This window comes from Bacillus sp. GS3m_15504, from assembly GCF_055825275.1.
Window position 1 is genome coordinate 86,510 of record NZ_JBVVNL010000007.1, and the last position, 24,406, is coordinate 110,915.

The following is a 24,406-nucleotide window of genomic DNA, read 5'->3' on the forward strand; positions in this document are numbered from 1 at the left end:
TTAACCCAACCCCGTGAGGTTGAGAAGGAAGTCGGAATACAATATACGTATGTTCTTTTTTAGAAATACGTATGCTTTTTTGGCCTTCTCATCATATCAGGTGAGAAGGCCTTTTGTTATTCTTCCATAGCGACTGTAGAAGAAAATAAGGAGGAATAATGATGAACGTCACTACTGATGTACAATCAACAACAGAGGAGACGAAAGAGAAAAGATATAAAACATTATTTGGTTCTGCGCTAGGATATGCAGCAGAAGGTTTAGATATGTTGCTCTTATCTTTCGTACTCGTCTACATTTTAAAAGAATTTCACTTAAGCCCTGTTGAAGGTGGAAACTTAACCTTAGCTACCACCATAGGAATGCTGATCGGGTCTTATTTATTTGGATTTATTGCTGATTTATTTGGGCGTATCCGTACGATGGCCTTTACAATCTTACTATTTTCACTAGCGACAGCACTTATTTATTTCGCAACAGATTATTGGCAATTATTAATTCTTCGCTTTTTAGTAGGAATGGGAGTTGGTGGTGAATTCGGAATTGGGATGGCCATCGTAACTGAAACTTGGTCTAAAGAAATGCGCGCAAAGGCGACATCAGTTGTTGCACTTGGATGGCAATTTGGCGTATTAGTCGCTTCGCTCCTACCAGCATTTATCGTTCCGCATTTTGGATGGAGAGCTGTGTTCTTATTTGGACTCATTCCCGCTTTACTAGCTGTCTATGTCCGTAAGAGTTTAAGTGAACCGAAAATATGGGAACAAAAGCAACGATACAAAAAAGAATTGTTACAAAAAGAATCTGAAGGTAATTTAACAACTACTGAGGCAGAGCAATTAAAGCAAATGAAAAAGTTCCCACTTCGAAAGTTATTTGCAAATAAAAAAGTAACGATAACAACAATTGGTCTTATTATTATGTCATTCATCCAAAACTTCGGATATTATGGAATTTTCACATGGATGCCAACCATTTTAGCGAATAAATATAACTACACATTAGCAAAAGCGAGCGGTTGGATGTTCATCTCTACAATCGGCATGCTCATTGGAATTGCAACTTTTGGTATTCTAGCTGATAAAATTGGTCGCCGTAAAACTTTTACAATCTATTATGTCGGTGGTACTATATACTGTCTCATTTACTTCTTCTTATTCACAGATTCAACATTATTGTTATGGGGCAGCGCATTGCTTGGATTCTTCGCAAATGGCATGATGGGGGGATTCGGGGCAGTTTTAGCCGAAAACTATCCTGCTGAAGCTCGCTCTACAGCAGAAAACTTTATTTTCGGTACAGGACGTGGTTTAGCTGGATTTGGGCCTGTTATTATCGGCTTACTTGCTGCAGGTGGTAATTTAATGGGAGCATTATCTCTCATCTTCATTATCTATCCAATTGGTTTAGTTACGATGTTATTATGTGTTCCAGAGACGAAAGATAAAGTATTAGAATAGATTGAAACTGTATCCTTCAAAAAAAATAGTTGGATAAATAGGAAAGAGGAAGTATCCCAAATGAGATGCTTCCTCTTTTTATATAAATACAATTATTTACTTTGATTTACTAGCTTTTTGGAACAAGAAGGAGGTTTTCTCTTCTTCTTTTACAATACCTTGCTTTAAAGCTAATTCCCCCGCAACTTTTGGTGCTAGCCATAGCATTGGGAATAACAGAATGGATACTGGGACAGCTGTTACTACGATGAATGATTGCAATGCATTAATACTACCCTCACCCATGTATAAAAGAATCGCTGCAACGGTTCCCATAATAAGCGACCAAAAAACTCGCAAACTAATTCTAGGATCCCCATCTCCAGTTACTGCCATTGAAATCGAATACGCCATTGAATCTCCTGTTGTCACTACAAATAAAATTGTTAATAAAAGAAATGCAGGTCCAATAATATGAGAGAGTGGCAGTTGCTCTGTAATTGCAATCATAGCAGCTGGCATACCCGATTCACTTAGTGCGCTTGAGATAGAACCAGGCTTCATTAACTCATAAAACACACCTGATCCTCCCAGAATCGTAAACCAAAACGTTGTAATAATCGGTGCGATAATTCCAATTGCAACGATGATTTCTCGAATTGTTCTTCCTCTTGAAATACGACTCACTAAAATTGCCATCATCGGTCCATACCCAATAAACCATCCCCAGAAAAAGATTGTCCACGACCCTAACCAAGTTGTATCACCACGATATGTGCTCATTGGAATAAATTCATTTATATAAAATCCAAACGAAGAAACAAATGAATCAATAATAAATCCACCTGGTCCAAATAGTAATACGAATACCATTAATAAAATTGCCAATCTAACATTTAAATTACTTATAATTTGAATCCCTTTATCAATACCAGTCACCGCAGATATAGTAGAAACAGCTACTACACAAACAATAATGGCTAATTGAGTTGTAAACACATCCGGGATGTTAAACAATGCTTGTAGGCCATAACTTGCTTGTAGACCTAAAAATCCGATTGGACCAATCGTCCCTGCAGCCACTGCAATAATGGCAAATGCATCAATTAGTGTTCCAAGCCAACTCTTTCGCAATTTCTCTCCAAAAATAGGATATAAAAGCGTTCGAGGTTTTAACGGCATACCTTTATGATAATGCCCATACATCATAACTACCGCACTAATTGTCCCTAAAATCGTCCAAGCTAGGAAACCCCAGTGCATATAACTTTGTGCTAAAGCAGGCATTACTGCTTCTTTCGTTCCAGCAGTTATACCTTCATGTATTGGTGGCACCGTCATTAAATGGTACATCGGCTCTGCCGCTGCCCAGAAAACACCACCTCCGGCCAGTAATGTAGACATTATAATAGCGAGCCATTTCGTCGTACTAATCTCAGGTTTTTCTAATCCCCCAAGTTTAACTCTCCCATACTTTGAGAACGCCATACACATTGCAACAACAAATGTACCAATTAATAAAATCTGCCAAAAAGCACCAAAGTATTTAATTGAAGCTGCAAAACTGCTATTAATGACTCCCTCTACGTAACTTTTATTTAAAAAAACCGCAATTACAAATAATAAAAGTGAGCCACCACTAATAAGAAATACAGGCCAATCCGTTTTCCGACTCTTCATCCTCATTCACACTTCCTCCTTCCTCAGCAATCTAAAAAAACAACTTTATTATGTTTTATTGTTTACACCCAAAACACAATGATTATATAAGTATAATAATTCATCTATTTTCTACACACTTATGTTGTCCCTAAAAATATGCTAAATCCCTTATTTAAAAGAAAATTTCTATTTCTATTACATAAAAAAGCAAAATAAAAGACCTTATATTTCTATAAGGTCTTCGAAACAGAAATTTGATTATAACATAAGGAACTCCTTGGTTCAAAAAGCTCCTTCCAAAAATAACCGAGAGTAAAGGCTTCCATTTGCTACGTAACAGTAATTAAAAAAATTATATTTTTATAGAAAATGCCTTATACTACAAACTATTTATGAAAGAAATTCGGCTTCAAAATTTCATTTGGATACGGTTTATGATAAATATGAGTGGTAGCTGGAGATAACGGTGGAATGAGCCACACCCAATTGCCGGTTACAACACGACCACAAGCAGCTTCTTGCTTCTCAAATTGCTGAAATTGTTGTGCAGCAGTATGATGATCAACAATACTAACTCCTTGTTTTTTAAAGGAATGTAAAACAGCCACGTTTAATTCAATTAATGCCTTGTCTTTCCATAATGTACCGTTTCTCGATGTATCTAGATCCATCATCTCCGCAACGGCGGGCAGTAAATTATAACGATCATGATCCGCTAAGTTACGCGCCCCAATTTCCGTACCCATGTACCATCCATTAAACGGAGCTGCTGTATAGGAAATACCACCAATTTCTAAGCGCATATCTGAAATCATTGGAACCCCGTACCATTTTGCTCCAAGTGATGAAATCGGGTATTCTGGATGTTCAATTGGCACTTCTTTTACTTCTTCTTTCGGAATTTCTTTATATATAGGCGCTTTTCCATCTATAGAAAACACAAGTGGCAATACATCAAAATTCGTGCCTTCTCCTTGCCAGCCAAGTTCCTGACAAAAATCTGTAAATGCAGTGGAATGAGAGTCACCAGTCACTCCCATTTCTGTTTTATATCCTGCATATCGAATTAATTGATGATTATAAATTCGTATATTATTTTCTTCACCTTGATATTGCTTAAAAATTGTAATTGTCGGTTTCACTTTTCCGTCGTTCGTTGCATATTTAATATGATGAATTAATGCATGATATACACCTTCCTCATCGTTTACTTCACGTGCATCTAATATGTGCATCTTACTCCAAAATAGTCTTCCGATACATCGATTACTATTGCGCCATGCCATTCGCGATCCATGAACAAGTTCTTCAAATGTATGCTCATATGTCCCTGTCTTCTCTATCTCAGCTTGAATTTCTTTCATGCGTTCTTCTATGAAATGTTCTTTACTAAGCTCTTTATAGCAAATCGTAATAAAATGACTCGCTTCCTCTATTAATTGTTTCGTTTTACTCATAAACGATCTCCTTCTATTTCAACAAAACATTACTACTTTACAGTATAAGCAAAAAGAATGAGAGTCACAAATGAAAGTCGCAGTGTTACTTTTATTGTAATATTTTTCAGAAAATTAAAGAGATTACTATTGACTTCTATAAAAAATAGGTGTATTTTTGACTCAGGTAAATTATTTTTACCTAGACCAACTTTTTGGGTGAAAGGAGGGAATGTCATGTCTTCATTTCAATTGCCAAAACTTTCATATGACTATGATGAACTAGAGCCATATATCGATAGCAATACACTTTCTATTCATCATGGAAAGCACCATGCGACATATGTAAATAATTTGAATGCCGCATTAGAAAACTATTCGGAATTACATAATAAATCTTTAGAAGAGTTACTATGTAATTTAGAAACTTTACCAAAGGAAATTGTTACAGCTGTCAGAAATAACGGTGGTGGACATTATTGTCATAGTCTTTTTTGGGAAGTAATGAGCCCACGGGGTGGCGGTGAGCCTAATGGAGACGTTGCAAAAGTAATTGATTATTATTTCAATACCTTTGACAACTTAAAAGATCAACTGTCTAAAGCAGCTATTAGCCGTTTTGGAAGTGGTTATGGGTGGCTTGTTCTTGACGGTGAAGAACTTTCTGTTATGAGTACACCGAATCAAGATACACCTTTGCAAGAAGGCAAAATTCCATTACTCGTCATTGATGTATGGGAACATGCCTATTATTTAAAATATCAAAATCGGCGCCCAGAATTTGTTACCAACTGGTGGCATACAGTGAACTGGGACCGGGTAAATGAAAAGTATTTACAAGCAATTCAATCACAAAAACATTAGTCGTGCGTATAAGGTAAGTTTGGTAATGTAAAATTAGTATTGTCGAAATCCTCCAGAATCCCCCGGATTGCCACCGGGGGATTTATGATTATTTCATTACATGTATGTAATAACGTAATACTTTTTCTATTTCTACTTTCAACTCTCGGAACTGGAATCCTAATTCATTAGCTTTTCCATTATGTAACGTACAATTAGTCACTTCATTATAAGGTGCTACATGATCTCCTACTTCTTGAACGAGTGATTTTATTCCCGTATTTTCTTCTATGAAATGAAGAATTTCACGACTAGAAACTACCCCGTTGCTACAAGCATTAATTGGCCCTTCTATGTCTTTCATCCCGCACCAAGCTAAAAATTCTCCTGCTGCTTCTTCATTTATAAACGACAACTCTCCATCTAGATGATTCACGGCGACAGGTTCTTTCCTCACAATATGTTCAACGTAAAATTGTAACCTTTTCGTATAATCGTTTTCTCCAATAACAACTGGAAAACGAACTGCAACGACTGGGAATGTTGCTTGTTGAAATACAACTGCTTCGGCTACTCTCTTTCCTTCACCATAATCGAAGTCATTCCTATCTCCATACACGATTGCATACTCGTACGGATTGAAGTCCTCTTCTGATAGGTTTAGTGCAGGGGTATAGACGGCCATTGAAGATGTCATAATATACTTGTTCGTTTTGCCTTTCAAAACTTCACATACTATCTTTGCCGCATTCGAGCTATAGCATAAATTATCGTATACGATATCATAACTTTTTCCTTCTAAACAACTTGCTAGTTGTTTTTCGTCTTCCCTATCTACAATAAGTCTTTTTACTGTACCTCCAAAAGAATCTTCCGTAATTCCTCTCGTCGCAATCGTTACATCGTGTCCATCTTTTAAGAGTGCTTCTACTAAATGTTTCCCAAAAAATCTTGTTCCCCCTAGTACCAATACTTTTTTCAACTTCATCATCCCCGTTTTAATAAATTGTAAAATACTACCTCTCTATTATAAATGCTAACATATAAAAAGCATGGAATTCGTTTAACGATTCCATGCTTTTCTACAGAAAATATATTAACGTACTCGATATTTATAAATACAATAACAGAAGTATAAAATAGAAATTACAGATACATAAACCCATAATTCATATACGAATCCCTCTCCCCATACTCCCATAAAATAAAAGAGTGAAGGTAACGTCAATGTTACCCATGATTGCACAAAGGCAATCCTTCCAAGATATTGATTAATGTTCTTTTTTTGTGTATTTAATACAAAGAATAAATACCAAAGTAATGCCCACATAAACCACGTTAACGCATTAACAACATCGTGGAATTGAACAAATGAAACAACCATATAAAATAAAGCAATAATTGCTACCCAAATACAAAACCACCCTAGACCGCTACTATCCATTCCTTTTATAAAGGTAACGCCCACATATAAATAAGTTAATCCAAATAAGAAAGTAGCTGCATATGAATACACTGTCCAATTGCTTTGGTCAGAAATCATGATCAAATAGAACGGAATAATAATTTGCAGTGCACCCACAAATAAATTAAAAACACCCGCACTTTTCATCTCTGCTTTTCCTAATATAACAAGACTATTTAAAAATAAAGCTGCACCAGAAAGTAATAATCCTACGTAACCCATATATCCTCATGTGAAAACTTTACATTTTCACACTGTACCCTCCCTATCTTGTAAAAATTACATTATTCCTTATTCTTCTTCTTACTTACAACTCCATACAAAGTTTTTTCGAAAATAAGTCAGACTTCCTACCTTAAAAAACAATAAAAAAATCCCTTCGATACATGTCATACAGTAGTGATATCAATCAAAACGCATCACAAAATAAAAACGCTTTCAATAATACACAACGCAATCAAAAAGCTAATGGGATTATTTGATTATAAACGCACTTTAACAATGATACAAGTATTGAAATATTATTCAATATTACATTTTTTATTTCTATAAAAAATTAATAGAATAATACATTTTCCCTATCTCAATCTATCAATGATCTGCATAGAATATTGTACAATCATATTAAATTAGAAAGGTCTGATATTTATGCCTCTTCATTATCCACATCCCGCTGTTATTCATTCAACAGGTGTATTAACAAGAGAACCTGCAACAGTTTCAGCAGTAATAAACATTGTAAATTTAGATGCATATTACGCACACAATGTAAATATAGAAGTGTGGGATTGGTCTAACTATTCTAATCCTGTAAAATTACCTGTACTAATTGGTGAAGATACAGTGGTAGAATTCCCCTACCTTTTACAAGGCAACAACCTAGCAGTGTTTTATGCTAATTTAGATGAAGCAATTAATTTGTATGAAATTCGTATTTCTTATCCTACTCACTCCAATATTATTGCAAATTGTTTCGGACGAAGCGTACCGCCTTATACAAGTCAAGAAGGTAATACGGTGTATCATAAACAACTTGTTCGCATTCATTAAAGGTTCTTTTCTCTATTCCCAATTTATATAACTAGTTACTATTCAAACGCTATGGTCAGTAATATTTTATTACATTCTCTTTCCTAAAATGAACATATTACTGACCTCAAGCAACATAATAAGAGCATGCTTTACTAGGTACCCTAAATCATTTGATAGCCATTTTTATTATTTACTTGCCATCTCCAAGAATCTACACACATCTCTTCTAACCCATATTCCGCTTCCCATCCTAATTCTCGTTTCGCTTTAGATACATCCGCAAAACAGATTGCTACATCACCAGGACGACGCCCTATCACTTTATAAGGTATTTTTTTACCCGAAACCTTCTCAAAAGCCTTTACCATCTCCAATACACTATACCCTTTACCTGTGCCAAGATTATATGCCTCGATTCCTTTCGTCTTAAGTACTTTCTCAAGTGCCTTTACATGCCCCTTCGCAAGGTCAACAACGTGAATATAATCACGGACACCCGTCCCATCTTTCGTTGGATAATCGTTTCCGAATATATTTAGCTCCTTTAACTTACCTACCGCTACTTGCGTTACATATGGCATTAAATTGTTCGGAATCCCATTTGGATCTTCTCCGATACGGCCACTTTGATGAGCTCCAAATGGATTAAAATAACGAAGTAATGCAATGCTCCACTCATCATCAGCCTTTGCTACATCACGCATAATTTGCTCAATCATTAATTTTGTTTGTCCATACGGATTTGTCACACTCAGCGGAAATTCTTCTGTAATTGGTGATGTTTTTGGAATTCCATATACAGTTGCAGATGAACTAAAAATAAAATTTTTAACATTGTGTTTTTGCATCACATCACATAGTACAATTGCACTTATTATATTGTTATAATAATATGCAAGTGGTGTTGTGGTAGATTCTCCCACTGCTTTAAACCCCGCAAAATGTATAACCGCTTCAATGTTATTTTCCAAAAAGATCTCATTCATTTTTTCACGATTTAAAACATTTTCTTTATAAAATTCAAATTGTTTTCCTGTTATTTCTTTTACTCGATTTAAAGATTCAATTGAACTATTTGAAAGATTATCTACGACTATAATTTTATAATTATTATTTAATAATTCTACACATGTATGACTACCAATATACCCTGCTCCACCCGTTATAAGTATCGCCATATCTATAGTCCCCCACTAATTATTAATTATAAAATTTTATAATCTCAATGCACATATATCTTACCACGAAAAAGACTGATAATTCTAAAGATTATTTTCAATTATTATTTATATAAAAAAGAGCCACATAACCTTTACGTTATGCAACTCTTCAACATACATATGTGTCTATATCTTTTTTTATTAATCAAGAAAAATAAAAATCAATCGGAAATTTTATATTGTTAAATTACATAGCAATATACACTTAAAAAGTGAGCTAGGCTTCCCAATAACACGAAAACGTGAAAAATTTCATGATGTCCCATATATTTAAACTCTAACCACTTTGGCTTTGTTCCGTAAATAAATCCACCAATTGTATAAAGAATGCCTCCAAGTACTAGGAGCACCATACCTCCTGTACTTAAGTTAGCGGCTAACGGTGCAAAGAACAGAACAATTAACCAGCCCATTGTAATATAAATTGCTGTTGATAACCATCTCGGACAATTAAACCAAAACATTTTAAAAACAATACCACAAATGGCAGTTGCGTAAACTAAACAAAATAATAATAAACCGTTTGCGGAATGTAATGTAATTAAACAAAATGGTGCATATGTACCTGCAATCAATATAAAAATCATAGAGTGATCAAGCTTCCTAAAGAAATAAATAACACGTTCACTAGCTACAACACTATGATATACAGCTGATGCTGTATACAGAACCATCATTCCGATACCAAACAAAATAATAGCTGTAATTGCCGCAAAAGATGGCATCTTAATAGAAACTTTTACAAGCATAGCTAGTAATGCAATAAATGATAATACAGCTCCTCCCAAATGGGTAAAAGCATTAACCGGTTCTCTTATGTAAGCATTCATATAAACACCCCTCATATAATTACATGTAGTTTTGATAACTACATGTAATTATATACTCATTAATATTAGAGGTCAACATTTACAATTCATTTGTTTCGTAATACCATATTTAGAGATACGATAAACATTATGCTCCGCTAAGTTATAAAAGTGAGGGATTCTACGTGGAAAATATAAATAAATTGCTTGAAACATTACATTTAGAAAAAAATATTACACTTGAAGACATTCCAAATGTCGACTTGTATGTAGACCAGGTTGTCCAACTATTTGAAAACACTTATGCAGATACAACAAGAACCGATGATGAAAAAGTATTAACAAAAACAATGATTAACAATTATGCAAAAGGTAAATTGTTTATTCCAATCAAAAATAAAAAATACTCAAAAGAGCATATGATTTTAATCAGTTTAATTTATCAATTAAAAGGAGCTCTTTCCATTAATGACATAAAAAGTTCCTTAGAACATATAAATGAATCCTTATTAGGCGATGATTCATTCGAATTAAATATGCTATATAAAGATTATCTTACTATTACCGAAAACAACGTCGAAAGCTTTAAACAAGACATAAATAACCGTGTTTCAGAAGTAAGTGAGATTTCTTCCTTAGAAGATTCAAAACTAGAAAAGTTTCTATTACTAAACTCCTTAGTGAACATGAGTAATATGTATAGACGTTTAGCAGAGAAGTTAGTCGATGATTTAAAGGGATCTTAAACAAAAAAACTATCCACCTATTAAAGTGGATAGTTTTTTTGTTTACTTATTTGCCTCATGAACTTTCAATTGTTTACCTTTTATCGTTGTATTTCTCATAACCTTTAAAACAAGTGGCCCTTTTCCATTTAATATTTCAACATACGAAACATTATCTTGTATTGTAATAATGCCTATATCTTCAGCTGAAACACCTTGAATTTTAGCAATTGTACCGACAAAATCCACCGCTCTAATTTTCTTTTTCTTTCCGCCATTAAAGTACAATTTCATAATTCCTTTATTTATATCTGCACTTTTATCCTTCTTTATAGTTGGTTTAGCTTGTATTTTTTCTTCAAATGCAGCTTTACCTTTCATAACTTCTTCTTTTGAAGGGGCGTTTGCCTTCGGAATTGCAAAACCGATGTACGCCTCAATCTCTTCTAAAAATCGATCTTCATAAGGCGTTATAAATGTGATGGCCTTTCCGCTATTACCAGCTCGTCCTGTTCTGCCTGTACGGTGTACATAACTTTCTTTCTCTAATGGAATATCATAATTAATAACATGTGTAATATTATCAATATCAATTCCTCTCGCAGCTACATCCGTTGCTACTAAATAACGGAACTTTCCTTTTCTAAAATCATCCATCACCCCAAAACGATCTTCTTGCACCATGCCACCATGTATTTTATCGCAAGGGTAATTAACTCGATCTAGCTGTCTATATACATGATCTACGTTTTCTTGTGTACGACAAAAAATAATGCAACTGTCTGGATTTTCAATTGTTGTTACATCTTTAAGAAGTGACAACTTCTCTTCTTCCCTCACTTCAAAAAGGGTATGTTCAATTTTATCTGTTGTAATCCCAGCAGCTTTAATTTCAATATGAGTTGGTGCGTTCATATACGTACGGGATAACCTTTCAACATCTTCCGGTAAGGTTGCTGAAAATAGCATTGTCATTCTTTTTGTAGGTAATTCATCAATAATTGCCTCTACTTGGTCGATAAAGCCCATGTTTAGCATTTCATCTGCTTCATCAATCACTAAATATTTTAATCGTTCTAATGAAAGAGTCCCTTTTTCAATATGATCTAGCACACGTCCTGGAGTTCCTACTACAATATGCGTCTTTTGCTTTAACTCTAATTTTTGACGTGCAAATGGAGATTTACCATAAATTGCAGCAGCTTTAATTCTTTTGAATCGCCCTATATTTGTAATATCTTCTTTTACTTGAACAGCAAGTTCTCTCGTTGGTGTTAAAACTAACGCTTGTGGTTTATTCTCTTCCCACTCTACCATTTCACAAAGTGGTATACCGAACGAAGCCGTTTTTCCACTTCCTGTTTGCGACTTTACAACAAGATCCTTCTTTTGTAATGCAACTGGAATAACCTCTCCTTGTACTTCTGTTGGATGCTCATATCCTAAACCAGTAAGTGCTCGTCTTACTTCTTTACTTAATGCATAATTACTAAAACTTTTTTTACTCATATATTAACCTCATTTGATTTTATATTTAACTTATTATGTTCTTTATACCTCACTTTAGACTATAGTAAGATACTATATTAATCCACTGTTTTTCATTCGTTTCAATCTAAATTTATCTAAGTATAATTTTAAAATAATAAAGGGCAGCCTTAATAATAAGTCTGCCCTATCTATACCATATTCATTTTTACGGAACTAGTTTTTTCACAACTGGTATTCTTTGCAATACTAACGTAATTACCATACTGAGAACAATTGTAATCGTTACATTAATAGGTATTGCCAATATTGCATGCACATGATTATTTACTTTAGGGAAAACCATGTACAACAAGTTATTTAATAAGAAGAAGTGAAGAATATAGATTCCAAGACTTGCTTGATTTATAAAACGGAATAACAATGGTAATTCTCGTTCTGATTTTTGGAATGCATATTTGAAAAATATAAACAATCCAATCGCCATCAGTACGACACCTGGCGCAAAATATCCATACCAAAACTGCTCTAACTGTCCATTTGCTTTTACTGTATAGAAATACGTAATAAAGAATGTACTAATAAATCCTACAAATCCTCCAATGTAAGAAATATTTCTCCACTTTTTCGAAATATCAAAATTAGATAAGTAATAACCAAGTAGGAAATACCCTACATAATTTGTAACGTAAAATAATTCAATATTAAAGTTGATAGGATAATAATATTTAACTAAATTGACTACAACAGACGCGTATAGCCATAAAATTAAAAAGTATTCTATCTCTCTTTTTTTAGCGTTCTTCACAAAGACTTTTAATAGAGGTGTAATTAAATATATCCCTACAATCATGTATAAGAACCATAAATGTCCCCCAATAGTATCCGTTAAAAAGTGCTTTACCCCTTGCTTTAAAGATGCTGGAAAATACCCTGCATAGGCTCCATATGCATAAAATATAGCACTCCAAGCGATAAAAGGTATAATCACTTTACTTGCACGCTTCTGTAAAAATTCCCCGACTGAAATATCTTTTGTCCCCTTTAATAGTAAAGCTCCACTAATCATTACAAAAATTGGGACACTCGCACGTGAAATCGATTCAAATAGATTACCAGCCATCCAGCGTGAAGCATTATTTGCATCTAAAACGGAAACATAACCAGCAGAAACGTGAATTGTAACAACTGCGATTGTCGCTAATACTCGCAACCAATCCATATATACTAGACGCTTCATTAGTACTCCTCCTAAAATTCCCTCTTTAACTTCTATTTTCCAAACATAATTTTACATCAAATAATACTATGTTTAAACATATTTTCATTACAAGAACTGACAAAATACATAGATAAACTTTAATTTTCAAATATAAATATGAAAACCTTTGACTTATGAGTGAAAATAATGTAAATTATCCTTTGGACGAACATTTTTAAACAAACTGAATAAAATATTCGTATTTTAGGGGTGTAAATGATGGAAAACGTATTCGACTATGAAGATATTCAATTAATTCCTGCAAAATGTATTGTAAATAGCCGCTCTGAATGTGATACAACTGTCACTTTAGGAAAACATAAATTTAAATTACCTGTCGTACCTGCAAATATGCAAACGATTATTGATGAAAGAATTGCAACTTATTTAGCTGAAAATAATTACTTCTATATCATGCATCGTTTCCAACCAGAGAAACGAATCTCATTCATTAGAGATATGCAATCACGTGGGTTAATTGCTTCTATTAGCGTTGGTGTAAAAGAAGACGAGTATGAATTCGTGCAACAATTAGCTGCTGAGCATCTTACGCCTGAATACATCACAATTGATATCGCGCATGGACATTCTAATGCTGTAATCAACATGATTCAACATATTAAAAAGCATTTACCAGAAAGCTTCGTTATCGCTGGAAACGTTGGAACTCCAGAAGCGGTAAGAGAATTAGAAAACGCTGGTGCTGATGCAACAAAAGTTGGTATTGGACCTGGTAAAGTTTGTATTACTAAAATTAAAACAGGATTTGGAACTGGCGGTTGGCAACTAGCTGCACTTCGCTGGTGTGCAAAAGCTGCAAGTAAACCAATTATCGCTGACGGTGGTATTCGTACACATGGCGACGTAGCTAAATCTATTCGATTTGGGGCGACTATGGTTATGATCGGTTCTCTATTTGCTGGTCATGAAGAGTCTCCAGGGGAAACAATCGAAAAAGATGGTAAACTTTATAAAGAGTACTTCGGTTCAGCTTCTGAATTCCAAAAAGGTGAGAAGAAAAACGTTGAAGGTAAAAAAATGTTCGTTGAGCATAAAGGTTCTTTAGAAGACACTTTAATCGAAATGGAACAAGATCTTCAATCTTCTATCTCTTACGCTGGTGGAACAAAATTAGACTCAATTCGTACTGTAGATTATGTAGTCGTAAAAAACTCTATTTTCAACGGTGATAAAGTATATTAATTTTTAAACTTAACTCGAAGGACAAGTATTTTTATGCTTGTCCTTTTTCATATATAGAAATGTAAAATATTTTCATTTTACTGAATTTTCTAGTATCATGTTTTTAGATACTTATAATAAGGGGGATATAATATATGAAAGATGTAATTGAGAAACGCCATATTCGCGCAGAAGTTCCTATTGAATTAACATGGGACCTCTCTGATTTATACGAATCTGATAAAGAGTGGGAAACTGCATTACGTGTATTAACAGATGATATAAAAAAACTTGATGCGTTTAAAGGACAATTACACACTAGCCCTACCACCTTATTACACTGCCTACTTTTAGAAGAAGAGCTTTTAATGAAGTTAACAAAACTATACTCCTATGCAAACTTAAAAGAATCTACTGATCGTACAAATCCAGTTATTCAAGCGAACTCTTCCAAAATTGCTGCTTTATGGACGAAAGTACATACGGCGCTATCCTTTATTCATAATGAAATTCTCTCATTAGAAGAAGGCACGATTGAAAAATATTTAACTGAAGAAACAAAACTTGAACCTTTCCGTAAATCATTACTAGACATATTACAAAAAAGGCAGCACACGCTCTCTCCTGAAACAGAAGAAGCACTTGCTGCACTTGGCGAAGTACATAGTTCTCCATACAAAATTTACGGTATGACTAAATTAGCCGATATGGATTTTAACTCCATACAAGACGAACAAGGAAATGAACTCCCTGTCTCATTTTCATTATTTGAAAGTAAATATGAGTTTTCTCCAAGCGTAGACATACGCAGAAAGGCATACTCATCATTTGTGTCCACCTTGAAGCGATATAAAAATACCGTGGCAACAACATATGCTACCGAGGTAAAAAAACAAGTAACACTCTCTCGTTTACGCAAATTTGAATCTGTTACTCATATGCTTTTAGAACCTCAAAAAGTTCCACTTGAAATGTATAACAATCAACTTGATATTATTTATAAAGAATTAGCGCCTCATATGCGCCGTTTTGCAGATTTAAAAAAGAAAGTATTAGGACTCGATCAAATGCTTTTCTGCGACTTACATGCACCCTTAGATCCCGAATTTAATCCAGCAATTACTTACGAGGAAGCTGGAAAACTTATTCAAGACTCTTTACAAGTACTCGGCGATGAATATAGTGCCATTATCAAAAAAGGGTTCAAAGAAAGATGGGTCGATCTTGCAGATAATGTGGGGAAATCAACAGGAGCATTTTGTTCAAGCCCATATGGTTCTCATCCATACATTTTAATTACATGGCAAAATACGATGCGTGGCTGCTTCACATTGGCTCATGAATTTGGACATGCTGGTCATTTTTATTTAGCAAATAAAAACCAGCGTATTATGAATGTACGTCCATCTATGTACTTTGTTGAAGCGCCATCTACAATGAATGAATTACTATTAGCCCAGCATTTATTAGCGACGACTGACGATAAGAGAATGCGTAGATGGGTTATTCTGCAACTACTCGGCACGTATTATCATAACTTTGTTACCCACTTACTTGAGGGAGAATATCAAAGGAGGGTATATAGCCTAGCAGAAGAAGGAGAAGCACTTACAGCTACAACTTTAACTGAAATAAAAACAAATGTCCTTTCAACATTCTGGGGAAATTCCGTAGAAATTGATGAAGGTGCTGGCTTAACTTGGATGCGTCAACCTCATTATTATATGGGCTTATATTCTTACACGTATTCCGCAGGCCTCACTGCATCTACTGCGGTAGCTCAAATGATTAAAGAAGAAGGACAACCTGCCGTTGATCGCTGGTTAGATGTACTTCGCGCTGGTGGTACGATGAAACCACTTGAATTAATGAAACATGCCGGAGTCGATATGTCAAAACCAGATGCAATCCGGAAAGCTGTTTCTTACGTCGGTTCCTTAATTGATGAATTAGAACGCTCTTATGAAGAATAAAAAATAAGCCCTCGCTTTATGAGGGCTTATTTCATATTTACTTTCCAAATCTTTTACGGTATCCACATTTTCTGCATAGCTCTTCAACTGCAACTCTTCTAGAAAATCCATCGACAATGTTTGTTGCTCTTTCGCCTTCTATAATGTTAGAAAATGAATCATTATTAATATTTCCAAGGTTAATAATGCCTTCACCATCTAAACAACAAGGAATAACCGTTCCATTCGCTAAAATACCCGCTTGATTTCGAAGGCCGTGACAGAATCCTTTTCCATCATCCTCTTCTTCATGCAATGCTGGCCACTGGAATTCATAGTCTTGATTAATAAAGACACGTTCCGCAATTTTTATACCTTTTCCTGGTGTAAGCTTCTCTTCAATTTGATAAGATAGATCAAACTCATTTTCAATGATGGATAATAATTCTCTATTTTTCTGGATTTCAGCATTCGTTTTATTATCCTGCGTTAAATTCCATAATCTTAGTGAAACAATTAAATCTGATTGACTTGTCGCCTCTCTAATGAAGGTAAGTATACTTCTTACATAGCCCTCTTTATCTTGCGAACCTGGGTGTCCATCAAAACTATGCAGTGAAAAATTCATTTGTCTTAAAGCAGGCTTATTTAACAGTCTATGCCTTCTCTTATTAATTAACGTTCCGTTCGTTGTAATATTAACTTTAAACCCTTTTTCATAGCTTAAATCTAACAATTGATCTATTTTCGGATGAAGCAACGGCTCACCCTTCACGTGCAAATAAATGTAGTCTGTGTGTGGTTTAATTTGGTCTAATCTTTTCGCAAAATCCTCCACAGAAATGAATTGCTTCTGTCTTTCCGTCGGCGGACAAAAGCTGCACGCAAGATTACATACACTCGTAATCTCCAAGTAAAACTTTTTAAACTTCTTCACCTTTAATTCCTCACTTCTATGACTACTTGTACTTTTTTCCTCTTCATATTACATCATACTTTTTTAGAAATAGAAACATACTTATTTTAGGAAATCTATATAACACCTATTAATGTGTAAAAGACCATCGGTGATTTTTATCCAATGGTCTTTTTTACTCTTTTTATATGCAAAAAGTAATTTTACTTATGATACGGTTCTCCACGATTAATACGAAATGCTCTATACACTTGCTCAAGCAATACTAATCGCATTAATTGGTGTGGTAATGTCATCTTTGAAAAAGAAAGAGATTCATTTGAACGCTTCATTACTTCTGAACTTAGTCCAAGTGATCCACCAATTACGAATGCAACTTTACTCTTCCCATATGTAGCAAGACGATCTAAACTTACTGCAAATTCTTCTGATGATTTTTGTTTTCCTTCTATCGCTAACGCAATCACATGCGTATCATCAGAAATTTTATCCAGTATACGGATACCTTCTTTTTCTTTTACAATTAACATTTCTGCTTCACTTAAATTTTCTGGTGCCTTTTCATCTGGCAATTCAATTACTTCTACTTTTGCATATGCAGATAATCGTTTTAAGTATTCTGCTATACCTTGTTTTAAATATTTTTCTTTTAATTTCCCAATTGAAATAATCGAGATATTCACACGTATTCCCCACCTTACAAACATGTTATCCACATAACTTATCCACATATCCACAATTGTTACCCACATATTGTGTGAGAATCTGTGTTCGATACAACATATGTCGCCTCATTTTGACAAAATTCACATGTTTTTTTCTCTTTTTCTGAGTTATCCACATTGTTAATAACTGGCGCGACTTCACACTCATCCACAATAATATCTAACGCTAATTCAACATGTTCTAAACAACAAGGTAAATTCATATTCTTCACCTCACTTTTCTACAATAGAAAACAGGAGGTAGGCCCTCCTGTTTTTAATACTTTTGAATGCCTAATTTAACCGTTGTTGTTGCTCGTTTTGTACCACGATAAAACGTAAGAGTCATTTTATCATTAATTTTTTTATCATATAAGGCCGTACGGAATCCGATAATATCACGAACCGGTTTTCCATCTACTGCTACAATTACATCGTGTTCTCGTAAACCAGCATCTGTGCCTGGCGAAGGACTTTTCACATCTAAAATGCAAACTCCCTCTGTTACATTGCCTGGTAAATGCAATGTTTTTGACCAATAGTAGTTTGGAATCTCATTTAATGATCTCAGTTCAATTCCAACATACGGTCTTCTTACTTTTCCGTACTTCTCTAATTCATTCATAATTGGAACAGCTCTAGTCACTGGAATAGCTAGACCAATTCCTTCTACTTCTTTTGCGGCAATTTTCATTGAGTTAATACCAATTAATTGACCTGCTGCATTTACAAGCGCACCACCACTATTACCCGGATTAATTGCTGCGTCTGTTTGCAATACTTCTACTTGCCAATCATAATGTCCATCTTGATCTAAATCTACAGGAACAATACGCTCATTAGCCGAAATAATACCTTGTGTGACGGTTCCAGAAAATTGTAGCCCGAGCGGGTTCCCAATCGCAATGACTGGTTCTCCTCTACGAACAGCATTAGAATCGCCAATCTCAATTACCTTTTTCACATGCTTTGCATCTATCTCTAGTACAGCCAAATCTGTGACTACATCGGTTCCTAATACCTTTCCTGGCACCTTCTTACCGTCACTTAAACTTACTTCAATACGATTTGCCCCAGCAACAACATGATTATTCGTTACAATATAAGCTTGACCATCTGTCTTCTTATAAATTACACCTGAGCCTGTGCCAGCTTCTGAATCTGCCTCTGAAAAATTATCTCGTTGAATATTAATAATACCAACAACAGCTTCAGATGCACGATCAACAGCATCCACAAAGCTAATCTGTTTAATTCCTTGAGCTTCGGCCATATTACTTCCACTTGCTTCAGCTTGCGGAAACGCGTCCGCATCATTTGAAAATAAGGGAGCTCCAAATGCAAATAACGAAGCTCCTACAATTGTTCCTGCTATACTAGAAATAACAATACCTTTATGCTTCTTTTTCCTTGCACGTTTCATACGATAATTTTCTCCATCAATAAAGGACATATTTGTTCACCTATCTTCCTGAAAACAACTATATTCACCTTTATTGTTTACTAAAATGGAGAATTATACGTATTGAATTTTTGTAGGCATTTTTGGATCTGTATCGTGAATTTCAAAGGCTTCTCCCACTCCAAACCCCTTTTCCTCTAATACTTGTGATACCGACATACGTGCTAGTTCTTTCATGTTATTATCTAAACTCAAATGGGCTAAATAAATATGCTTTGTCTCATCTGTAATTACATCCGCCATTGCTAATGCAGCATCTTCATTACAAACGTGCCCCACATCACTTAAAATACGTCGTTTAATACTCCATGGATAACGTCCCATACGAAGCATTTCCACGTCATGATTACTTTCAAACACGAAAGCATTAGCCCCCTTAATAACACCTTTCATACGGTCACTCACGTATCCCGTATCTGTAATAAGAGCTAGCTTTCTATTATTGTTATGAAAAGCATAGAACATCGGCTCTGCCGCATCATGTGAAACGCCAAATGACTCGACCTCAATATCACCGAATGTTTTTACATCCCCAACTGAGAAAATAAACTTTTGGTCAGTTGGGATATTTCCTATTAAGTGTTCCATCACATTCCATGTTTTCTCATTTGCATAAACCGGCAAATCATATTTACGTGCCAATACACCTAATCCTTTAATATGGTCACTATGTTCATGCGTTACAAGAATACCCGATACATCATTTATATTTAATTCTGCTTGTTTAAATAAAGCCTCAGTTGCTTTACCGCTTAAACCTGCATCGACGAGTAATTTTTTTTCATCTGTTCCTACATATAGCATATTCCCTGTACTTCCACTCGCAAGTACACTAAAATGCAACCCCATTCTTTCTCACTCCAGTATGTTCATCAACCACTTGATTTTCCTTTTCACCTAATTCCATAACTTGTCCTTCAATTGCATTTACAAAGAAGTCCTGCTTCTGCTCCGTTTTTAAATTCCACGTTGGAGCAAGTACTTGGTTATTAGAAGTAGATGCGGTAAGGTTGGCATAACCAATTTGCGCTTCTTTTACATGTGTATTCCCATGAATTTTATTTTTTAAATACAGATTTTCTAAAGCAGTTTGGGCAGTAATAATTTCTTGCTGTTTCGTTTTTTCACTTTCGCCCATTTCTTTTAAATCTGTTAGCATCGTCTGTGTGTACGACACAAGTTCATTTTTTTCATTTAATTCCACAACAATCATTGCCTGATCATTATAGAAAATAGGCTTATCTTTATATTTTTGGAAGAAGTAAATTTTAGAGTCTTTCATCGCCCCAAACTCATACTTTTGTCCATCCAATACATAGTTCTTCAAAAAATCATTATACTTATCTTTGGATAACGATTTTGTATTTAAAAAGGGCTCTTTTAGCTTACTTTCTATTTTGTACATATTTTGTATATGCGCCGTTTGATTTTTTAAAGACTGTACATCTTCTTCTTTAAATGCCTTGTTTTCAGCCCTAATAAATGACTCTTTTTTCGGTTCTTTAGGGAAATTACCCATAGTAATTTTGTTTGCTTTTAATTCTTGATCTATCTTTGTTTCTGCAATAAGCTCCAATTGATTACTATCTTGCTTTTGAATGAATTGAAAAATGAGAAAGAGATCCAAAACAAAAAAGGTCACAATAAATATGGTTTTAATCCGATCCCAATCCATTTAGTCCTCCCTCACTCCACTCATATATTTTTTGTTTGCCAGCTTCATCTTCAACAAACTTTACATACCAAATCGGCTGTAGTCGCGCTACTTGCCCATCTAGTGATAATTTGTATCCAATCCCAATGTCCTTAATGAATCTTTTATCTACAGCCGCATTATTTTCTAAGGATGCTATTACAACGTGACCTGATGGGAGAGTAACCTTCTGTTCGATACCTTTCGTATTCAAAGACAGCAACGATCTTTCATATTCCATTACTTCTTCTGATCCCCATACTTGTCTCAATTCAGCTAACCCATCTGTATTAAATACGGGATATCCATCTTCCTGTAAGCGGAAGACTGTCTGTCCTTTATTCATATAGTCCAAACGATATGAATCCAAGCTTCCACTGTGACCATTTACAAAATCAAAACTTTTTTGTAAAAGCATTAAATTATCTGGCTTTTTCTCACTTAAAACGGAAGAATTTTTATACTTTAGCATATGCTGATTGTTTTCAATCTCCATAGACCTAATACCATCTGTAAATATTTCTTTCGATTGCTCGGTAATCGGGCTTAAATAACGTGGGTCACTAAAAAGAGCATTCTTAAATGTATCAACCGCTAAATTAGATGAAATATATGTTATATTACTTAATTCTGTCGTTCCATCTGGTAAAAATAGCTTTTTCATATCATTAATTTGATAGTCAAAATAAGGTTTCGCTGATACTATAAATTGATTTTGTGCATTTACAATATCTTTTAAATACACACCACTTAATTTTGCTTCATATATTCTAGAGTTATCACCATCGGAAACAAAATTAATTTTAATTTCTTGATCCCTACTTCTAGAAGGGTCAAGAATAATTCGATTAAAGTGTTTAGGCTTATCTATACTTTTTTCTTTCATACTAAACATAGATTTAACTGCATCAAATGGGATATTGGTAGGGAAAATAAGTTCAATTTTCCCTTCACCATGCACATAAGGAAGGAAGTCAGCCTTAGCAATCGATATCTCTTTGAACTCATGTAATTCCCCTGCTTCCAAAGGTTTATAGATTGATTCTATATCTCCCTCTCTTTTGCTCCCGTAATGATTTTTATCTTTATGCACGATGATAGAAGTAGGGCGGACAACATCAGCGATTTTAGTTTGAGTAGTTCCTTCATTCCCCTGTACAAATTTTGCGTTTTGCATAGACGTGGAATCTGGCACATACGTCCATAAGTTAAAAGTAAGAAATAGACTAATTACAACTAAGTTAATTAAAACTATCGTTTTAACATTTTCCATACTCATTCCCATTCGTCCTCTTCATCCGCTGCCATTGGTAATGTGAAATAAATCGTTGTCCCTTTTCCTTCTTCACTCTTCGCCCAAATCGAGCCACCATGTGCCTCAATCATTTCTTTCGCAATTGCTAATCCAAGTCCTGTACCACCCATTTGTCGTGAGCGCGCTTTATCTACACGATAAAAACGTTCAAAGATTTTATCGACGTTTTCTTTCGGAATACCCATTCCTTGGTCACTTACACTAATCTCTAATAATTCTCCGCGATCACGTAAACGATATGTTACTGTTCCACCTTCTGGTGAATACTTTAATGCATTCGAAATAATGTTATACAATACTTGCGTAATTTTATCCGTATCCATATCAATAAATCGAGATTTTTTAGAGAAAGATCGTTTGAAACTTACGTTTTGCTCTTTAGACATTTCAAAACGATCAATAATGTTATTAAAGAAGTCAGTAAAGTCGACCCATTCTTTCATTAAACGATGTTCTGTACTATCTAGTTTAGATAGTTGCAATAACGCATTTACAAGTCTAATCATTCTTTCTGTTTCTTCTTGTGTAACTGTTAAAAATTGCGGTGCAATATTCGGATCTTGCCATGCACCGTCTGTAAGTGCCTCTAAGTAGCTGCGCATTGTCGTTAATGGCGTTCTTAATTCATGAGAGACGTTTGCTACAAACTCGCGGCGTTCCCTTTCTATACGCTCCTGCTCAGTCACATCATATAATACGGCAATTAAACCATTTGCTTTTCCTGTCTCTTTTTGAATAACAGAAAAACTAGCGCGTAAAATATATGGCTCATTTCTCGTACTAAAATCTAATAAAACAGAATCAGGCTCTTCGTATAAATGATCGAGTGTAAATTCTTCTTGTATTCCCAATACCTCTAAAACAGATTGATCGAGCGCCGTTTCACGCGAAACATTTAGCATCTTTTCCGCAGGATCATTTAATAAAATAATGTCCCCTTTTCGGTCAGTAGCGATTACTCCATCTGTCATATGTGATAATACAGATGACAATTTACGTCTTTCACTTTCTGTTGAAGAACGAGCTTGTTGTAATTTTTTTGATAAATTATTGAAAGATAATGCTAATTGTCCAATTTCATCATGGCTATGCACTTTTACTTTTCTTGAATAGTTTCCTTTTGCCATTTCAATCGCTTGTCTTCGCATATCAGAGATTGGTCTCGTAATCGTTTGAGCTAACAAAATTCCAAGTACAGCTGTTACGAGTAATGCAATAACGGTTCCGGTCGCAAAGATTTGATTAATATCCTTCATCTGCTTATAAACATCTTCCATGGATGCAACAACGTAAATGGCACCAAGTGCATCTTTGTTGTTATCATCCATAATAGGAGTAATCATAACTTGTACACGGTGACCTGTACGACCATCCTTCTCAATTTTCACTTCTGGTTTTTTTTGTACCAATACCCGCTGAACAGCTATATCAGTTGATGTTCTATTTACCTTGTTTTGCTTTGACTCATCTGAAATAGCGAGCAGCTTTCTATTCGCATCAAATACACTTACCTCTTGAATATCTTTCTTTCGATCAGAGGCAAATTTTCGAATGGAAGTTTTAATCGTTTCATCTGTTGACTCTGTCTCTGCTTTTGTATAACTTTTTTTAAACTCTTGTTTCAAGTTATACGATAATAAGTTCGTTTGTTGCGTTAAAGAATCTCTAAAGCCTTGTACAAGACTCTTTTCTAACTCTCTTACGAAATATACTCCAATAACTTGCATAGCTATCAATATTAATAGCATATATATGAGTACAAATTTTAAATGAATAGATTGAAAAAAACCGACTTTCTTCAT

22 protein-coding genes are annotated in these 24,406 nt (G+C 34.7%); 6 read left to right on the plus strand and 16 right to left on the minus strand.

The features are described from left to right. Window positions 1-161 precede the first annotated feature (161 nt). Window positions 162-1,460 (plus strand): MFS transporter, encoded by a 1,299-nt coding sequence (locus tag AC0L0O_RS27540; RefSeq protein WP_001103435.1) that lies wholly within the window; start codon window positions 162-164, stop codon window positions 1,458-1,460. Window positions 1,461-1,556: 96 nt separating this feature from the next. Here AC0L0O_RS27540 and AC0L0O_RS27545 read toward each other — a convergent pair whose 3' ends face one another. Next, window positions 1,557-3,125 (minus strand): BCCT family transporter, encoded by a 1,569-nt coding sequence (locus AC0L0O_RS27545; protein ID WP_001242469.1) that lies wholly within the window; start codon window positions 3,123-3,125, stop codon window positions 1,557-1,559. A gap of 362 nt (window positions 3,126-3,487) precedes the next feature. Continuing rightward, window positions 3,488-4,558 (minus strand): nitric oxide synthase oxygenase, encoded by a 1,071-nt coding sequence (locus tag AC0L0O_RS27550; protein ID WP_000047612.1) that lies wholly within the window; start codon window positions 4,556-4,558, stop codon window positions 3,488-3,490. 216 nt (window positions 4,559-4,774) lie between these two features. On the opposite strand from AC0L0O_RS27550, the gene sodA reads away from it, so the two are divergent. Further along, window positions 4,775-5,401: a superoxide dismutase [Mn] gene (gene sodA / locus AC0L0O_RS27555; RefSeq protein ID WP_000094049.1), complete on the plus strand. Its 627-nt coding sequence runs from the start codon at window positions 4,775-4,777 to the stop codon at window positions 5,399-5,401. Between the two features lie 88 nt (window positions 5,402-5,489). Here the strand turns inward: sodA and AC0L0O_RS27560 are convergent, their stop codons facing one another. Together AC0L0O_RS27560 and AC0L0O_RS27565 are read right to left on the minus strand one after the other, a co-directional pair. Then, complete coding sequence (locus tag AC0L0O_RS27560) at window positions 5,490-6,371, minus strand: NAD-dependent epimerase/dehydratase family protein (protein ID WP_000976956.1); 882 nt, start codon at window positions 6,369-6,371, stop codon at window positions 5,490-5,492. A gap of 105 nt (window positions 6,372-6,476) precedes the next feature. Next, the gene (locus AC0L0O_RS27565) at window positions 6,477-7,067 is read right to left on the minus strand and encodes an AmiS/UreI family transporter (RefSeq protein ID WP_000542569.1); all 591 of its coding nucleotides are present in this window, start codon (window positions 7,065-7,067) and stop codon (window positions 6,477-6,479) included. 426 nt (window positions 7,068-7,493) lie between these two features. On the opposite strand from AC0L0O_RS27565, the gene AC0L0O_RS27570 reads away from it, so the two are divergent. Next, on the plus strand, window positions 7,494-7,895 hold the full coding sequence (locus AC0L0O_RS27570; protein ID WP_001128266.1) for a hypothetical protein: 402 nt from the start codon (window positions 7,494-7,496) through the stop codon (window positions 7,893-7,895). 143 nt (window positions 7,896-8,038) lie between these two features. On the opposite strand, the gene galE is transcribed toward AC0L0O_RS27570, so the two are convergent. Together galE and trhA are read right to left on the minus strand one after the other, a co-directional pair. Then, entirely contained in the window at window positions 8,039-9,055 is a 1,017-nt protein-coding gene (gene galE, locus AC0L0O_RS27575) for a UDP-glucose 4-epimerase GalE (protein ID WP_000996163.1), read from the minus strand. 224 nt (window positions 9,056-9,279) lie between these two features. Further along, window positions 9,280-9,927, minus strand: a complete 648-nt coding sequence (trhA, locus tag AC0L0O_RS27580; protein ID WP_000995318.1) for a PAQR family membrane homeostasis protein TrhA — start codon at window positions 9,925-9,927, stop codon at window positions 9,280-9,282. Window positions 9,928-10,091: 164 nt separating this feature from the next. Here trhA and AC0L0O_RS27585 point away from each other — a divergent pair, with 164 nt between their 5' ends. Further along, a complete protein-coding gene (locus tag AC0L0O_RS27585) occupies window positions 10,092-10,652 on the plus strand; it encodes a DUF1836 domain-containing protein (protein ID WP_000427899.1) in 561 nt (186 codons plus the stop codon). A 42-nt stretch (window positions 10,653-10,694) separates the two neighbouring features. Here the strand turns inward: AC0L0O_RS27585 and dbpA are convergent, their stop codons facing one another. Next, the gene (gene dbpA / locus AC0L0O_RS27590; protein ID WP_000039360.1) at window positions 10,695-12,140 is read right to left on the minus strand and encodes an ATP-dependent RNA helicase DbpA; all 1,446 of its coding nucleotides are present in this window, start codon (window positions 12,138-12,140) and stop codon (window positions 10,695-10,697) included. 187 nt (window positions 12,141-12,327) lie between these two features. After that, window positions 12,328-13,359, minus strand: a complete 1,032-nt coding sequence (locus AC0L0O_RS27595) for an acyltransferase (RefSeq protein WP_000827032.1) — start codon at window positions 13,357-13,359, stop codon at window positions 12,328-12,330. Between the two features lie 240 nt (window positions 13,360-13,599). Here AC0L0O_RS27595 and guaC point away from each other — a divergent pair, with 240 nt between their 5' ends. Together guaC and pepF are read left to right on the plus strand one after the other, a co-directional pair. Next, entirely contained in the window at window positions 13,600-14,583 is a 984-nt protein-coding gene (gene guaC, locus AC0L0O_RS27600; RefSeq protein WP_000432434.1) for a GMP reductase, read from the plus strand. A gap of 134 nt (window positions 14,584-14,717) precedes the next feature. Continuing rightward, window positions 14,718-16,535 carry an oligoendopeptidase F gene (pepF, locus tag AC0L0O_RS27605; RefSeq protein ID WP_000655837.1) on the plus strand — a complete coding sequence of 606 codons (1,818 nt, stop codon included), beginning with the start codon at window positions 14,718-14,720 and terminating at the stop codon, window positions 16,533-16,535. 37 nt (window positions 16,536-16,572) lie between these two features. Here the strand turns inward: pepF and AC0L0O_RS27610 are convergent, their stop codons facing one another. The 8 genes from AC0L0O_RS27610 to walK all read right to left on the minus strand — a co-directional run bounded on the left by AC0L0O_RS27610 (window position 16,573) and on the right by walK (window position 24,406). Then, the gene (locus AC0L0O_RS27610) at window positions 16,573-17,451 is read right to left on the minus strand and encodes a radical SAM/SPASM domain-containing protein (RefSeq protein ID WP_000713639.1); all 879 of its coding nucleotides are present in this window, start codon (window positions 17,449-17,451) and stop codon (window positions 16,573-16,575) included. A gap of 182 nt (window positions 17,452-17,633) precedes the next feature. Beyond that, window positions 17,634-18,113 carry a 23S rRNA (pseudouridine(1915)-N(3))-methyltransferase RlmH gene (rlmH, locus tag AC0L0O_RS27615; protein WP_001027003.1) on the minus strand — a complete coding sequence of 160 codons (480 nt, stop codon included), beginning with the start codon at window positions 18,111-18,113 and terminating at the stop codon, window positions 17,634-17,636. Window positions 18,114-18,172: 59 nt separating this feature from the next. Then, window positions 18,173-18,358, minus strand: coding sequence for a CxxH/CxxC protein (locus AC0L0O_RS27620; protein WP_001052827.1), 186 nt, complete (start codon window positions 18,356-18,358; stop codon window positions 18,173-18,175). Window positions 18,359-18,411: 53 nt separating this feature from the next. Next, the gene (locus AC0L0O_RS27625) at window positions 18,412-19,587 is read right to left on the minus strand and encodes a S1C family serine protease (RefSeq protein ID WP_000008050.1); all 1,176 of its coding nucleotides are present in this window, start codon (window positions 19,585-19,587) and stop codon (window positions 18,412-18,414) included. Between the two features lie 63 nt (window positions 19,588-19,650). Then, window positions 19,651-20,445 carry an MBL fold metallo-hydrolase gene (locus AC0L0O_RS27630; RefSeq protein ID WP_473786213.1) on the minus strand — a complete coding sequence of 265 codons (795 nt, stop codon included), beginning with the start codon at window positions 20,443-20,445 and terminating at the stop codon, window positions 19,651-19,653. Then, window positions 20,429-21,271 carry a two-component system regulatory protein YycI gene (locus AC0L0O_RS27635; RefSeq protein WP_000383731.1) on the minus strand — a complete coding sequence of 281 codons (843 nt, stop codon included), beginning with the start codon at window positions 21,269-21,271 and terminating at the stop codon, window positions 20,429-20,431. The genes AC0L0O_RS27630 and AC0L0O_RS27635 overlap by 17 nt, the downstream gene beginning before the upstream one ends. After that, on the minus strand, window positions 21,252-22,568 hold the full coding sequence (locus AC0L0O_RS27640; protein ID WP_000061592.1) for a YycH family regulatory protein: 1,317 nt from the start codon (window positions 22,566-22,568) through the stop codon (window positions 21,252-21,254). Before AC0L0O_RS27640 ends, AC0L0O_RS27635 begins: the two co-directional genes overlap by 20 nt. After that, window positions 22,565-24,406, minus strand: coding sequence for a cell wall metabolism sensor histidine kinase WalK (walK, locus tag AC0L0O_RS27645; protein WP_000755373.1), 1,842 nt, complete (start codon window positions 24,404-24,406; stop codon window positions 22,565-22,567). Before walK ends, AC0L0O_RS27640 begins: the two co-directional genes overlap by 4 nt.